The 13527-nt window shown below is 72.3% G+C and carries 12 protein-coding genes; 10 read left to right on the top strand and 2 right to left on the bottom strand.

Going from position 1 to position 13527, the window contains the following annotated elements; all coding sequences use genetic code 11:
• Window positions 1–101 precede the first annotated feature (101 nt).
• A complete protein-coding gene (locus ACIQMJ_RS05360; protein ID WP_499759728.1) occupies window positions 102–1397 on the top strand; it encodes an MFS transporter in 1296 nt (431 codons plus the stop codon).
• On the opposite strand, the gene ACIQMJ_RS05355 is transcribed toward ACIQMJ_RS05360, so the two are convergent.
• Both ACIQMJ_RS05355 and ACIQMJ_RS05350 read right to left on the bottom strand, forming a co-directional pair.
• Entirely contained in the window at window positions 1386–1643 is a 258-nt protein-coding gene (locus ACIQMJ_RS05355; protein ID WP_073897834.1) for a response regulator transcription factor, read from the bottom strand. The genes ACIQMJ_RS05360 and ACIQMJ_RS05355 overlap by 12 nt on opposite strands.
• A 97-nt stretch (window positions 1644–1740) precedes the next feature.
• On the bottom strand, window positions 1741–3213 hold the full coding sequence (locus ACIQMJ_RS05350) for a CCA tRNA nucleotidyltransferase (protein WP_499759727.1): 1473 nt from the start codon (window positions 3211–3213) through the stop codon (window positions 1741–1743).
• 118 nt (window positions 3214–3331) lie between these two features.
• On the opposite strand from ACIQMJ_RS05350, the gene ACIQMJ_RS05345 reads away from it, so the two are divergent.
• The 9 genes from ACIQMJ_RS05345 (at window position 3332) to ACIQMJ_RS05305 (ending at window position 13525) form a co-directional block, all read left to right on the top strand.
• The gene (locus tag ACIQMJ_RS05345) at window positions 3332–3850 is read left to right on the top strand and encodes an NUDIX hydrolase (protein ID WP_499759726.1); all 519 of its coding nucleotides are present in this window, start codon (window positions 3332–3334) and stop codon (window positions 3848–3850) included.
• The gene (locus ACIQMJ_RS05340) at window positions 3847–6108 is read left to right on the top strand and encodes a DUF6049 family protein (protein WP_499759725.1); all 2262 of its coding nucleotides are present in this window, start codon (window positions 3847–3849) and stop codon (window positions 6106–6108) included. The genes ACIQMJ_RS05345 and ACIQMJ_RS05340 overlap by 4 nt, the downstream gene beginning before the upstream one ends.
• 14 nt (window positions 6109–6122) lie before the next feature.
• Window positions 6123–7736 carry a murein biosynthesis integral membrane protein MurJ gene (gene murJ, locus ACIQMJ_RS05335; RefSeq protein ID WP_499759724.1) on the top strand — a complete coding sequence of 538 codons (1614 nt, stop codon included), beginning with the start codon at window positions 6123–6125 and terminating at the stop codon, window positions 7734–7736.
• A gap of 37 nt (window positions 7737–7773) precedes the next feature.
• Complete coding sequence (locus tag ACIQMJ_RS05330; protein WP_499759723.1) at window positions 7774–9303, top strand: protein kinase family protein; 1530 nt, start codon at window positions 7774–7776, stop codon at window positions 9301–9303.
• 65 nt (window positions 9304–9368) lie between these two features.
• Window positions 9369–9986, top strand: a complete 618-nt coding sequence (sigM, locus tag ACIQMJ_RS05325) for an RNA polymerase sigma factor SigM (RefSeq protein WP_499759722.1) — start codon at window positions 9369–9371, stop codon at window positions 9984–9986.
• Window positions 9983–10741, top strand: coding sequence for an RsmA family anti-sigma factor (locus ACIQMJ_RS05320; RefSeq protein ID WP_499759721.1), 759 nt, complete (start codon window positions 9983–9985; stop codon window positions 10739–10741). Before sigM ends, ACIQMJ_RS05320 begins: the two co-directional genes overlap by 4 nt.
• A gap of 116 nt (window positions 10742–10857) precedes the next feature.
• Window positions 10858–11856: a thioredoxin-disulfide reductase gene (trxB, locus tag ACIQMJ_RS05315; protein ID WP_499759720.1), complete on the top strand. Its 999-nt coding sequence runs from the start codon at window positions 10858–10860 to the stop codon at window positions 11854–11856.
• Between the two features lie 29 nt (window positions 11857–11885).
• A complete protein-coding gene (gene trxA, locus ACIQMJ_RS05310) occupies window positions 11886–12212 on the top strand; it encodes a thioredoxin (protein WP_499759719.1) in 327 nt (108 codons plus the stop codon).
• 170 nt (window positions 12213–12382) lie between these two features.
• Window positions 12383–13525, top strand: coding sequence for an N-acetylmuramoyl-L-alanine amidase (locus ACIQMJ_RS05305; protein WP_499759718.1), 1143 nt, complete (start codon window positions 12383–12385; stop codon window positions 13523–13525).
• Window positions 13526–13527: the final 2 nt, after the last annotated feature.

Below are 13527 nucleotides of genomic sequence, written 5' to 3'. Positions count from 1 at the left end.
ACCCGCCGAGAGGCGACCGGGCGCCTGGCGCCAGGGAGGCCGGACCCCACGCGGGTCCGGCCTTCGTGGTTCCCGGCCGCGCAAGGCTTAGGCTCACCACCGTGACCACTGCCGGCACCACCGCGGCGAAGCACCACCTCGGGGTCCGGAAACTCCTCGCGCTCGCCGACTTCCGCAGGTTGCTGGCCTCCCGGCTGGCGGCCCAGTGGGGCGACGGGTTGTTCCAGGCGGGCCTCGCGGGCGCGGTCCTGTTCAACCCCGAGCGCCACGCCGACCCGCTCGCCGTCGCGGCCGGGTTCGCCGTGCTGCTGCTCCCGTACTCCGTGGTCGGCCCGTTCGCGGGCGCCCTGCTGGACCGGTGGGACCGCCGCCGGGTGCTGGTGGTGGCGAACCTCACGCGCGCCGTCTTCGTGCTGCTCACCGCGACGGCCGTCGGGCTCGGCCTGGACGGCGTGCCGCTGTACGCCTCGGCGCTGTTCGTCACGGGGGTGAGCCGGTTCGTCGGCTCGGGCCTGTCCGCGTCCCTGCCGCACGTGGTCGACGGAGACCACCTGGTGGAGGCCAACGCGTTCGTCACCACGCTGGGCGCGCTGACCGCGGTGCTCGGCGCGGGGTGCGCGGTGGTGCTGCGGTCGGTGTTCGGCTCGGGTGACGGCGGCTCGGCGTGGACGACGGCGTTCGCGGTCGTGGGCTCGCTGGGTGCCGCGTTCCTGGCCTCCCGCTTCGCGCGTGGGGCCCTCGGGCCCGACGAGGTGGACGAGCCCAACCGGACGCTCATTGCGGTCGCCCTGGGCCTGTTGGACGGCGCACGGGCGGTGTGGCGCGCGCCCGGCGTCGCCGCCGCCCTGCTGGCGCTGCTCGCCCACCGGCTCGCGTTCGGCGCGTCGCTGCTGCTGACGTTGCTGCTGATGCGCAACTCGTTCACCGACTACGGGCCGCTCAAGGCGGGCATGGCGGGGCTCGGCGAGGTCGCCGTGGCGGGCGGCGCGGGCATCCTGCTGGCGGGACTGGTGACCGACCGGCTGGTGGACCTGCTGGGCAGGCGCGGCACGGTCAGCTGCGCGCTTCTGCTGGCCGCGGCCACCCAGCTCGGCCTCGGCCTGCCCATGCTGCTGCCCACCATCCTGGCCGCGTCGTTCGTGCTCACGTTCGCGGGCCAGGTGGTGAAGCTGTGCGTGGACGCGGCCGTGCAGGGCGACATCGGCGACGAGGTCCGCGGCCGGGTGTTCGCCCTGTACGACACGCTGTTCAACGTCACGCAGGTGGCGGCCGTGACCGCCGCGGCGGCCGTGGTGCCCCTGAGCGGGCGGTCGCCGGGCCTGGTGCTCGCCGCGACGGCCGCCTACCTGCTGGGTCTGCTCGGCTACCTGCTGCTGGTCAAGCGGTCAGCGCGGTAGCGGCAACCGGATGATCCCCGTTTCGTGGGCGTAGACGACCGCCGCCATCCGGTCCCGCAGGTTCAACGCGCGCAGGATCTCCGACACCACCGCCCCCACCTGGTGCTGGCTCAGCGCCAGCACCCGCGCTATCTCGTGGTCCGCGAGCCCCCTGGCCAGGCAGCGGAGCACGGCCCGCTGCCGGTCGGACAGCTCATCCAGCCCTTGCGCCCGGGTGCCCCCCTCGGACAGTCCCCAAGCGTTCATACGACACCACCCCCAGTGCGCGTTTGACGCACACAGTCATGGTCCCGCAACAGGCTGTCACTGGCCAGGGCAAAAGTACGAGATTGGTCACGTGGTGTCAGTCACCCGGGAGCTGGACACCCTCCGACCGGGCCCACTCCAGCAGCTCGGCGACCGCCTCGTCGTGGTCCAGCGGCCCTCGGTCCAGGCGCAGCTCCTTGAGGAACTTCCACGCCTTGCCGACCATCGGCCCCGGTGGCAGGCCCAGCAGCCGCATGATCTCGTTGCCGTCGAGGTCCGGCCGGACCCGCTTGAGGTCCTCCTCGGCGGCGATCCGCTCGATGCGGCGCTCCAGGTCGTCGTACGTGCGCTGCAACGCGTTGGCCTTGCGCCGGTTGCGGGTGGTGCAGTCGGCGCGGACCAGCTTGTGCAGGCGGGGGAGCAGGTGGCCCGCGTCGGTGACGTACCGGCGCACCGCCGAGTCGGTCCACTCGCCGCTGCCGTAGCCGTGGAAGCGCAGGTGGAGGTACACGAGCTGGGCGACGTCCTCGATGATCTCCTTCGAGTACTTCAAGGCGCGCAAACGCTTGCGGACCATCTTCGCCCCGACCACCTCGTGATGGTGGAACGAGACACCGCCGCCCTCCTCGAACCGCCGGGTGTCCGGCTTGCCGATGTCGTGCAGCAACGCCGCGAGCCGCAGCACCAGGTCGGGCTCGGAGCCGCCTGCCGGGTCCGCCGCCTCCAGGTCGATGGCCTGCTCCAGCACCACCAGCGAGTGGTGGAACACGTCCTTGTGCTGGTGGTGCTCGTCGATCTCCAGCTTCATCGCGGGCAGCTCGGGCAGCACCACGTCGGCCAGCTTCGACTCGACCATCAGCTCCACGCCCGCGCGCGGGTGCGCGCCGGTGAGCAGCTTGGACAGCTCGACCTGCACGCGTTCGGCGGTGATGCGGGTCAGCTCGCCGGACATGGCCGTCATGGCCTCCAGCACGCGGGGCGCGACGGTGAAGCCGAGCTGGGACGCGAACCGGGCCGCGCGCAGCATCCGCAGCGGGTCGTCGGAGAACGACTCCTGCGGGGTCGCGGGGGTGTCCAGGACGCGGGCCCGCAGCGCCTCCCGCCCGCCGGTCGGGTCGATGAGCTGCCGGTTCACCACGTCGTAGGCCATCGCGTTGACCGTGAAGTCGCGGCGGACCAGGTCACCCTCGATGCTGTCGCCGAAGGTCACCTCGGGGTTGCGGCTGACGCCGTCGTAGCTGTCGGCGCGGAACGTGGTGATCTCCACGGTCTGGCCGTGCTTGGTCGCGCCGACCGTGCCGAACGCGATGCCGGTGTCCCAGATCGCGTCCGCCCAGCCCTTGAGCAGCGCCATGATCCGCGGCGGCCGGGCGTCGGTGGTGAAGTCGAGGTCGCCGGACAGCCGCCCGATCACGGCGTCGCGCACGCTGCCGCCCACCAGGTACAGGCGGTGGCCGGCCGCGGCGAAGCGGTCGGCCAGTTCCTCGGCGACGGGAAGGGCGCTCAGCAGTTCCACCACGGCATTGTCCTGCTCAGGCGGAGTGGCGGCGGAGGCGAGGGGTCCGGACACGAGGAGCCAGCCTACTGGTCCGCGACCGCCGTTCCGAACGAGTTGACCGCCTTGTTGATCACCGCCCGCCACCGGGCTGTCACGTCCGGTAAGCGCTGGTCGCCACTACCATCAGGGCATGCCCCAGTCGTCCGGTCGCTCCGGCGGTCCCAAGCCGAGGCGCCGGAACCGGCGTCGCGGTCGCCGGCTGAGGACCGTCGACGAGACCTCGGCGGGCGGACTGGTGCTGGACTTCGAGCAGCACGTCGCCGCGATCATCGGGCGGCTGGACCGGCGCGGGCGGTTGCTGTGGTCGCTGCCGAAGGGCCACATCGAGGCGGGCGAGACCGCGGAACAGACCGCGGTGCGCGAGGTCGCCGAGGAGACCGGTATTCATAGCAGGGTCCTGCGCCCGCTCGGCTCGATCGACTACTGGTTCGTCGCCGAGGACCGGCGGGTGCACAAGACCGTCCACCACTTCCTGCTGGAAGCGCTGGGCGGCGAGCTTTCCGACGAAGACGTGGAGGTCACCGAGGTGGCGTGGGTGCCCCTGGGCGAACTGGACGACCGGCTCGCCTACGCGGACGAGCGCCGACTGGTGCGCCGAGCCGCCGAACTGCTCGCCGAGTTCCAGGCGGACGGGGCGGAGTCGGCGTGAAACGGCTGCTGTCCGCGCTGGCGGCGGCGGGGGTCCTCCTCGTGACGACCGCGTCCGCCGCGCCCGCCGCGCCCGTCGACGGCGGGCGGCTGCCCGTCCGGCCCGCGCCCGCGACGCAGGTGTGGGCGACCCGGGCGCTGTCGAGCCAACCGGGCCAGCAGTCGCAGGTGTGGCTGCGCCTGGACGTCGAGGAGATGACCCCGCGGGTGATCACCGCGGACGGGCCCGACTCGATCACCATCTCCGGCAAGGTGGTCAACGTCGGCGACCGGGCGCTGGAGGACATCGAGCTGCGCCTGGAGCGCGGCCAGCCCCTGACCAGCGAGGAGCAGGTCCGCAAGGCGCTGCGGGAGCCGACCGACGCCGAGGTCGTGCAGCCGAACTTCACCCCGGTCACCGACCGCCTGGAGCAGAACGAGTCCAAGCCGTTCCGGCTCACCGTGCCGTTGCGCGGCACGGACCCGACCTCGCTGCGGATCACCGAGCCGGGCATCTACCCGATCCTGGCCAACATCAACGGCGTCCCCGACTACGGCGGCCGCGCCCGGCTGGCCGCGCTGAGCACCCTGCTGCCGGTGCTCGCGATGCCCGGCGGCCAGGCCCCGACCCCGCCCGCGAACCCCGCGAAGCTCACCCTGCTCTGGCCGCTGGCCGACCGGCCGCGCCTGATCAGCGAGAACCCGACCGTCCTCGCCGACGACGAGCTGGCCGGCTCGCTGGCCATGGGCGGGCGGCTGTACGGGCTGCTCATGGCCTACGAGTCGGCGTTGACCAGCCCGCTGGGCACCGGCGTGTGCCTGGCCGTCGACCCGGACCTGCTGCGCACGGTCGAGGCGATGAGCCAGGGCTACGAGGTCAGCGGGCAGGGCGCCGGCAAGGGCAAGAGCGCGGCCGGCATGTGGCGCGACCGGCTGCGGCTGCTGGCCGCCGGCCGGTGCGTGATCGCCCTGCCGGACGCCGACGCCGACCTCGTCGCGCTGTCCCGCGCCCAGCTCACCGGCCTCGTCGACCTGTCGCTGGCCGGCGCCGAAGTGGTCCGCCAGGTGCTCGGCGTCCAGCCGACGCCGGGGCTGGCCTGGCCCGAGGACGGCGTGCTCGACCAGCCGACGATGGCCAACCTGACCGCCCGCGGCATCACGTCCCTGGTGCTCGACCAGTCGGCCGTGGCGGGCACCCCCGGCACCGGACCGGTGCGGTTCGACGCGGCCGACGGCAAGCCGGTCACCGGCGTGCGCGTCGACGGCATGGTGTCCGACGCGCTGCAGGGCGCGGCGACGACCCGGCCGGTCGCGGGCGTGACCACGCCGAGCGAGACCCGGCCGGTGTCGGTGCAGAACGCGCTGGCCGCGCTCACCTTCCGGGCCGGGTTCCAGAGCACCGGCCAGCACGTGGTCATCGCGCCACCGCGCCGCTGGAACGCGCCGACCGGCGAGGTCGACACCCTGCTGCGCACGACGAAGTCCCTGGTCGGGGGCGGTTTCGCGACGCCGGTCGCGCTGGAGTCGCTGCTCGCGTCACCGCCGGAGCAGGCCGCCGCGCTGAGCTACCCGGTCGACGCGGGCGCCCGCGAGGTGCCGCCGACCGTGACCGCCTCGGTCGCCGAGTCGTGGGGCCGGCTGCACCAGCTGGCGGAGTCGATGAGCCAGCCGGACGCGGAGTCCGCCGAGCCGGCCGACCTGGTCGACCCACTGCGGTTGGCGCTGCTGCGCGCGGTGTCGGGCGCGTGGCGCGGCAACGACGACGGGGCGCGCACCGCGCTGGCGGTGGGCCGGGCGCAGCTCGACGGGTTGCAGGACCAGGTCACCGTGACCGAGCCGAACAGCCCGATCCTGCTCGGCTCGGGCGACAGCCCCATCCCGCTGTCGATCAAGAACCGGCTCGACGTGCGGATCACGGTCCGGATCGTGATCGAGGACACGCCGGGCATCGTGGCCAAGGACCTCACCGACATCGAGCTGCCCGCGCGTGGCGACCGCCTCGTGCGGGTACCGGTAGAGGTGCAGCGGTCCGGACGGTTCCCGGTGCACGTCCGCCTGGTCACCACCAGTGGGGTGGAGCTGGGTAGGCGGGCCCGGTTGGAGGTGTCGTCCTCGGCGTACGGGACGATCACCGTGGTCATCACCTGCCTGGCGGGCGCCGCGCTGGTGCTGCTGTCCGCCCGGCGCATCTACCGTCGGGTGCGCGCCGCGCGGGCCGCGTCCGCGCAGGTGCCGAACGACGCGAGCGAGGTCACCCCGGAGAGGTCGAGCACGAGTTGAGCGGAACAACCACGGTGACGCAGGAACAGCCGCAGGGCCCGTCGCTGGCGCGGGCCAGCGGCTCGATGGCCGTCGCCACGATCGTCAGCCGCGCCTCCGGGCTGCTGTCCAAGCTGCTGCTGATCGCGATCCTCGGCGTCGACGCGCTCAACGACTCCTACCAGGTCGCCACCACGCTGCCGACGATGATCAACGAGCTGCTCCTCGGCGGAGTGCTGACCAGCGTGGCCATCCCGCTGCTGGTCCGCGCCGAGAAGGAGGACGGCGACCGGGGCGAGTCCTACGCGCAGTGGATGATCACCATGTCGGCGGTGGTCCTCGGTGTCGGCACGGCGATCGCGGTGGCGTGCGCGCCGCTGCTGACCGGGTTGTTCATCGACTCCTCCGACGCCGAGCCCGAGCTGGTCACCGCGTTCGCGTACCTGGTGCTGCCGGGCATCGTGTTCTACGGGCTGTCCGCGCTGATCGGCGCGATCCTCAACACCCGCCACGTGTTCGGCCTGCCCACCTGGGCGCCGGTGCTGAACAACCTCGTGGTGATCGCCACGCTGGTCGTCTACTGGCTGATGCCGGGTGAGATCTCCCTCGACCCGGTGCGGATGGGCGAGCCGAAGCTGCTCGTCCTCGGCCTGGGCACCATGCTCGGCGTGGCCGTGCAGGCGTCCGTGCTGATCCCCGCGCTGCGCCGGACCGGGTTCCGGTTCCGCTGGCGGTGGGGCTGGGACCGGCGGCTGTCGGAGTTCGGCGGCCTGGCGTTCTGGGTGCTGCTGTACGTGGCGCTCGGCTTCGTCAGCATGGTCGTGCTGACCAAGGTCGCCACGCACGACCGCGGCGCGATCACCGTCTACAACATGCAGTGGCTGATCGCCCAGGTGCCCTACGGCGTGCTCGGCGTGTCGCTGCTGACCGCCCTGATGCCGAAGATGAGCCGCGCGGCGGCGGCGCACGACACCGACGCGCTGGTCGGCGACCTGGCGCTCGGCAACCGGATGTCGTCGATCCTGCTGATGCCGTTCAGCGCGTTGCTGACGGTGTCCGGCGTGTCGATCGGACTGGCGCTGTTCTCCTTCGGCGCCTCCGGGGTCGAGGACGGCGAGGCGATCGGCACGGCGCTGGCGCTGTCGGCGTTCGGGCTGGTGCCGTACGCGATCACGCTGCTCCAGCTGCGGGTGTTCTACGCGTTGAAGGACGCCCGGACGCCGACGATCATCCAGGCGATCATCGTGGTGGTGCGGATCGGCCTGCTCTACGGGTTCCTGGCCCTCTCACCGCCGGACAAGCTGGCCGTCGGCGTGTCGATCGCGATGTCGCTGAGCTTCGTGGTCGGCGCGCTGGTGGGTCAGCTGTGGCTGCGGTTGCGGCTCGGCCGGCTGCGCACCGGTTACACGGCGTGGACGATCTGCCTCACGGTCGTGGCGTCCGCCATCGCGTTCGGGGCGGCGACCGGGCTGGCGTGGTTGGTCGTCGAGGTGCTGGGTATCCAGTCCCGCGTGGCGGGTGCCTGGGTCGAGGTCGTGATCCAGGCGGTCGTCGGGTTGCCGGGCAGCTTCCTGCTGCTCGCGTTGTTCCGAGTGCCCGAGGTGAAGCCGGCGGTGGCCAAGATCAGTCGTTTGGTGGGTCGGCGATGACCCCTGCGACCCGACCCGGTCACGTACCCTCGGCCCCGTGAGCAGCGGTCCGATCCAGAACACCTCGCTGGTGCCCGGCGGGGTGATCGGCGACGGCCGGTACCGGCTGCTGGCGCAGTCCGGTGTGGACCGGCGGTGCGACGCGCACCTGTGGCGGGCCCGGGACGGCCAGCTCAACCGGGACGTGGCGCTGACCGTGCTGGTGGGCAACCCGGCCGACCACCCCGCCGCGGCCCGCGCCAAGCGGACCGCCGAACGCGCGATGCACGCCGCCAGCTTCACCCACCCGGGTGTTTCCCGGGTGATCGACGTGCTGACCCCCGGCGCGGGCATCCGGCTCGACGAGGGCATCCTCGCGGTGATCGTGGCCGAGTGGACCCAGGGCACCGACCTGCTCGACCTGATCGCCGAGGGCCCGCTGCCGGCGGGCACGGCGACCCGGCTGCTGGAGCCGCTGGGCGCGGCGATCGAGGGCGCGCACCACGCGGGCCTCGTGCTCGGCGCGGACCACCCGCAGCGCATCCGGGTGACGTCGGACGGCAGGCTGCGGCTCGCGTTCCCGGGGCCGAGGCCGGAGGCCATCGCCCGCGACGACGTCAAGGGCCTGGGCGCCATCCTGTACCTGCTGCTGACCGGGAAGTGGGCGCTGCCCAACGGCCCGGACGGCGTGCCCGTCGCGCCCACCGGGCCGGACGGCGCCGTGCTGGCGCCGAGCGCGCTGCACCCGTACGTGCCGCACGAGCTGTCGTCGGTCGCCGTGCGCAGCCTGGAGGACACCAGCGTCGGCGGCATCCGCACCAGCGCCGCGATCCTCCAGGTGCTCGACCAGATCACCCAGTCGGAGGCGCAGACCGCGCTGATCCAGCCGGTCCAGGACGACCAGCCCGACGACGGCGCGGTGTGGACCACGCAACGCCCCGTCCGGGACAAGGACCACAAGCGCAAGCTGATGATCAGCGTGGCCGTGCTCGCGGTGGCGACGCTGGCCGTGGTCATCTGGCTCGGCGTGCAGATCGTGAGCTTCTTCAGCGACGAGCCGTCCCGCGGCGGCGGGCCGACGGTGGTGATCGGCCAGTCGACCACGCCGGGGCAGAGCGGCCAGCCCGCGCCGCCCCCGCCCCAGCCCGCCGGTCCGGTGCAGCCCGCGTCCGTCGGCGTGTACGACGTGACCAACCAGCCCGACAACGCCACCCGGGCCAACCGCGCGGTCGACAACAACCCGACCACGGTGTGGCAGACCGAGAACTACTTCCAGCCGTTCCCGGCGCTCAAGCCCGGCATCGGGCTGATGGCGGGCTTCGCCGAACCGGTGAAGCTGTCGTCGGTGACGATCACGTCGCCCAGCGAGGGCACGGTGGTGGAGATCCGCGTGGCGGGCGCCCCCGGCGCGCCGCTGCCGGAGACCAAGGTGATCGCGACCGCGACCCTGTCGGCCGGGCAGACCCAGATCCAGCTCGGCGACCACGAGCCCACCCAGCACGTGCTGGTGTGGATCACCAAGCTCGGCGGCAGCGGCAAGAACAACCGCTCCGAGATCGCGGAACTCGTCTACACCCGCGCGCAGTAGCCCGCGCGCGCGTCCACCGCGAAGGTGAGCGGAGTGCGGTTGTCCCAGCCCGATAGGCTCCCCGCGTGACCGCCGCAGCCAGCTCGGACGCAGACCTCATCACGGCGCACGCCGCGGGTGACCCGCACGCCTTCTCCGAGCTCGTGCGCAGGCACCGGGATCGCATGTGGGCCGTCGCGCTGCGCACGTTGCGCGACCCCGAAGAGGCCGCGGACGCGTTGCAGGAGGCGTTCATCTCGGCCTTCCGCGCCGCCGCCAGCTTCCGGGCCGAGTCCCAGGTCACGACCTGGCTGCACCGAATAGTCGTCAACGCCTGCCTGGACCGGATGCGCAGGCGACAAACCAGGCCGACCGTGCCGCTGCCCGAGGCGGGCCCCGGCGAGCCGGTGGCGCCGCGCGACGCGATGGCCGAGCGCGAGACCCGCCTGGTGGTCCAGGCCGCCCTCAACGAGCTCCCCGAGGAGCAGCGGGCCCCGATCGTGCTGGTCGACGTGGAGGGCTACTCGGTGGCGGAAACGGCCCAGCTGCTGGGCATCGCGGAGGGCACCGTGAAGTCGCGGTGCGCCCGCGGGCGGGCCAAGCTCGCCAAAGTTCTGGGGCACCTCCGGAACCAGGGTGCAGATGCGAACGTCCCACTGAACGATGTGCAGGTGCAACAGGGACGTCAGTTGGAGGAACGATGACCGGCAATGCGCGGCGTTCAGGGCCGCCGTGGTCCGTCGACCTGCTGGCTGATCTGCACGCGGGGGCTCTGGACCCGCGGACCGAGGCCGAGCTGCGGCCGCTGGTCGAGAACGACCCCGAGGCCCAGGCGATCCTGGCCGCCCTCGACGCGACGCTCGAGGACCTGCACAACCTGCCGCCCATCCCGATGCCGCGCCACGTGGCCGAGCGGATCGACGCGGCGCTGGCCGAGGAGGCGCGCCCGAGCGCACCGGTCATCGACTTCGCGCAGGCCAAGGCCCGGCGCGCCAAGCGGCTCGGCTGGGGCGCGGGGCTCCTCGCGGCGGCGGCGGTCGCCGTGGGCGTCGCCGTGATGGCGATCCCGCGGGACACCACCGCGAACGACGGCGGCATCGCGCAGGAGGACAAGACCCAGGACACGCCGGTGTCCGCCAGCGCCCGACCGCCCGGCAGCGGCGACATGCCCGCGGTCCGCGACGAGAACTTCGGCCCGGTCGTCGGCGACGTGCTCAAGGCGCAGAACTACGGCCCGCTGGAGAACCAGGAGAAGCTGGCCGACTGCCTGCGCGGCGCGAACATCACGGCGGGCAAGCCGCTCGGGGTCAGCCCCATCACGCTGGACGACAAGCCGGCCGTGATGGCGATCCTGCCCGCGGGCACTCCCGGCGCGTACCGGATCGTGGTGGTCGACCCGCGCACCTGCGGTCCGGACAACCCCGACGGGGTCCTGGCGAACAGCACGATCGAGCCGTAGCCCGGCGGCGTTGCCCAACTCACCGTGAAGGGGTGGAATTACCGCACCCTACGATCCGTTGTGCGAAGTGCCGGGCCTGGTGATCCAGGTCCGTCAACGACTAACGGAGGTCGAGGGTGTCGGACGTTCGGAACCTGATCGTCGTGGGATCGGGGCCCGCCGGGTACACCGCGGCGGTCTACGCGGCGCGTGCCCAGCTCGAACCGCTGGTGTTCGAGGGCTCGCAGTACGGCGGCGCGCTGATGACCACGACCGAAGTCGAGAACTACCCCGGTTTCCGCGACGGCATCATGGGCCCCGACCTCATGGAGCAGATGCGGGAGCAGGCCAAGCGCTTCGGCGCCGAGCTGCGCGCGGAGGACGTCGAGGCCCTCGAGCTGGACGGCCCGGTCAAGTACGTCACCGCGAACGGCAAGCGCTACGCCGCCCGCGCGGTCATCCTGGCCATGGGCGCGGCGGCCCGCTACCTGCACGTCCCCGGCGAGCAGGAGCTGCTCGGCCGCGGCGTGTCGGCCTGCGCCACCTGCGACGGCTTCTTCTTCCGCGACCAGGACATCGCGGTGATCGGCGGCGGCGACTCGGCGATGGAGGAGGCGACGTTCCTGACCAAGTTCGCCCGGTCCGTCACGATCATCCACCGCCGCGAGGAGTTCCGCGCCTCCAAGATCATGCTGGAGCGCGCGCGGAGCAACGAGAAGATCAAGTGGCTGCTCAACGCCGAGGTGGTCGAGGTGCTGGGCCAGGACTCCGGCACGGTGGCAGGCGTGAAGACCCGTGACACCCGGACGGGTGAGGTCACCGAGCACCCGTTCACCGGTTTCTTCGTCGCGATCGGCCACGACCCGCGAAGTGAGCTGGTCAAGGGCCAGGTCGAGCTGGACGGCGAGGGTTACGTCCAGGTCATCGGCCGCACGACTCACACGAACGTGAACGGCGTGTTCGCCGCGGGCGACCTCGTCGACCACACCTACCGCCAGGCGATCACCGCCGCCGGCTCGGGTTGCGCCGCCGCGATCGACGCGGAGCGCTGGCTCGCCGAGCACGGGACCACGGAGGCCGCCGTCACCGCCGAGCACGTCGGCGGCGGCTACGGCGAGCCCGTCACCACCAGCTGAACCGACTTTCTGTGAGGGAGAAGAACGACATGGCAGGCACCCCCGTGGTCACGACCGCTCAGACGTTCACCGACGACGTGCTGACCAGCGAGAAGCCGGTTCTGGTCGACTTCTGGGCGACCTGGTGCGGCCCGTGCAAGATGGTCGCGCCGGTGCTCGAGGAGATCGCCGCCGAGCACCCCGACAAGATCACCATCGCGAAGCTCGACATCGACGCCAACCCGTCGATCGCGCGGGACTACCAGATCATGTCGGTGCCGACCATGATCCTGTTCCAGGGCGGCAAGCCGGTGAAGCAGATCGTGGGCGCGAAGCCGAAGGCGGCGCTGCTCAAGGACCTGTCCGACGTGCTCTGAGTACGACCAACCGGGTGACCCGTCCGTCTCTGCGGAAGACGGACGGGTCACTCGTTTGTGGAGCCGTGACCACTCGGAGTAGCCCCGTCCGTGGCATCGGCGCGAGCAAGGCACAATAGGGCGTCAAGTTCGCGTCGACGGATGTCGGCGCCTTAGTGAGCGAGGGGTGCATGCTGCTACTCCGCCGCGGGGATTTCGGTCCGGACGTCGCCGAGGTCAGGGCAACGCTGACGAAACTCGGTCTGCTGTCCGATCCGCAGCCGTCCCAGGTGTTCGACCTGCCGGTCGAGCACGCGGTGCGCGCGTTCCAGCAGCAGCGGGGCCTGATCACCGACGGCGTCGTCGGTCCCGCCACCTACCGCGCGCTGCGCGACGCGACGTACCGCCTCGGTGACCGCCCGCTCGCGTTCCTCATGGCGCAGCCGGTGACCGGCGACGACGTGTTCGCGTTGCAGGAGCGCCTGCTGGAGCTGGGCTACGACGCCGGGCGGGCCAACGGCGAGTTCGGTCAGCAGACCGAGCAGGCCCTGCGCAGCTTCCAGCGCGACTACGGCCTGATCGTGGACGGCATGTGCGGTCCCGACACGGTCCGCGCGCTGCGCCAGCTCCAGCCCAAGGTGCGCGGCGGCCGGCCGGTGTTCCTGCGCGAGCAGGAGCGGGTCCGCCGGGCCGGGCCGAGGCTGTCCGGCAAGCGGATCATCATCGACCCCGGTCACGGCGGCGAGGACCGCGGCGTCGTGGTCGACGGCGTGTCCGAGGCCGACGTGATGCTGGACCTGGCCAGGCTGCTCGAGGGCAAGATGGCCGCCACCGGCATGGAGGCCCTGCTCACGCGCGGCCCGAACCACAACCCGGACGAGGGCGAACGGGCGCGCTTCGCCAACGAGGCGGGCGCGGACCTGATCCTGTCCCTGCACACCGACCGCAACGCCTCGCCGCTGGCGTCGGGCGTGGCGACGTTCCACTTCGGCACGGGCAACGGCACGTCGTCGACGGTCGGCGAGGCGCTGGCCGGGTTCATCCAGCGCGAGATCGTGGCGCGGACGGGCATGCTCGACTGCCGCACGCACCCCAAGACCTGGGACATGCTGCGGATGACCCGCTGCACGGCGGTCCGGGTCGAGGTGGGCTACCTGACCAACGCGGGCGACCGCCGGCGCCTGGCGAACCCGTCGTTCCGCGACGTGGTCGCGGAGGGCATCCTGGTCGCGGTCAAGCGCCTGTACCTGCTCGGCAAGGACGACCAGCCGACCGGCACGTTCACCATGGACGACCTGCTGCGGCACGAGGTGGCCACCGGCAAGCTCCGGTAGGC

The organism is Actinosynnema sp. NPDC091369 (assembly GCF_044757065.1).
In the GTDB taxonomy this organism is placed as follows: domain Bacteria; phylum Actinomycetota; class Actinomycetes; order Mycobacteriales; family Pseudonocardiaceae; genus Actinosynnema.
Note: the sequence above shows the minus strand (reverse complement) of the source record. Positions and strands in the feature narration are given on the sequence as shown.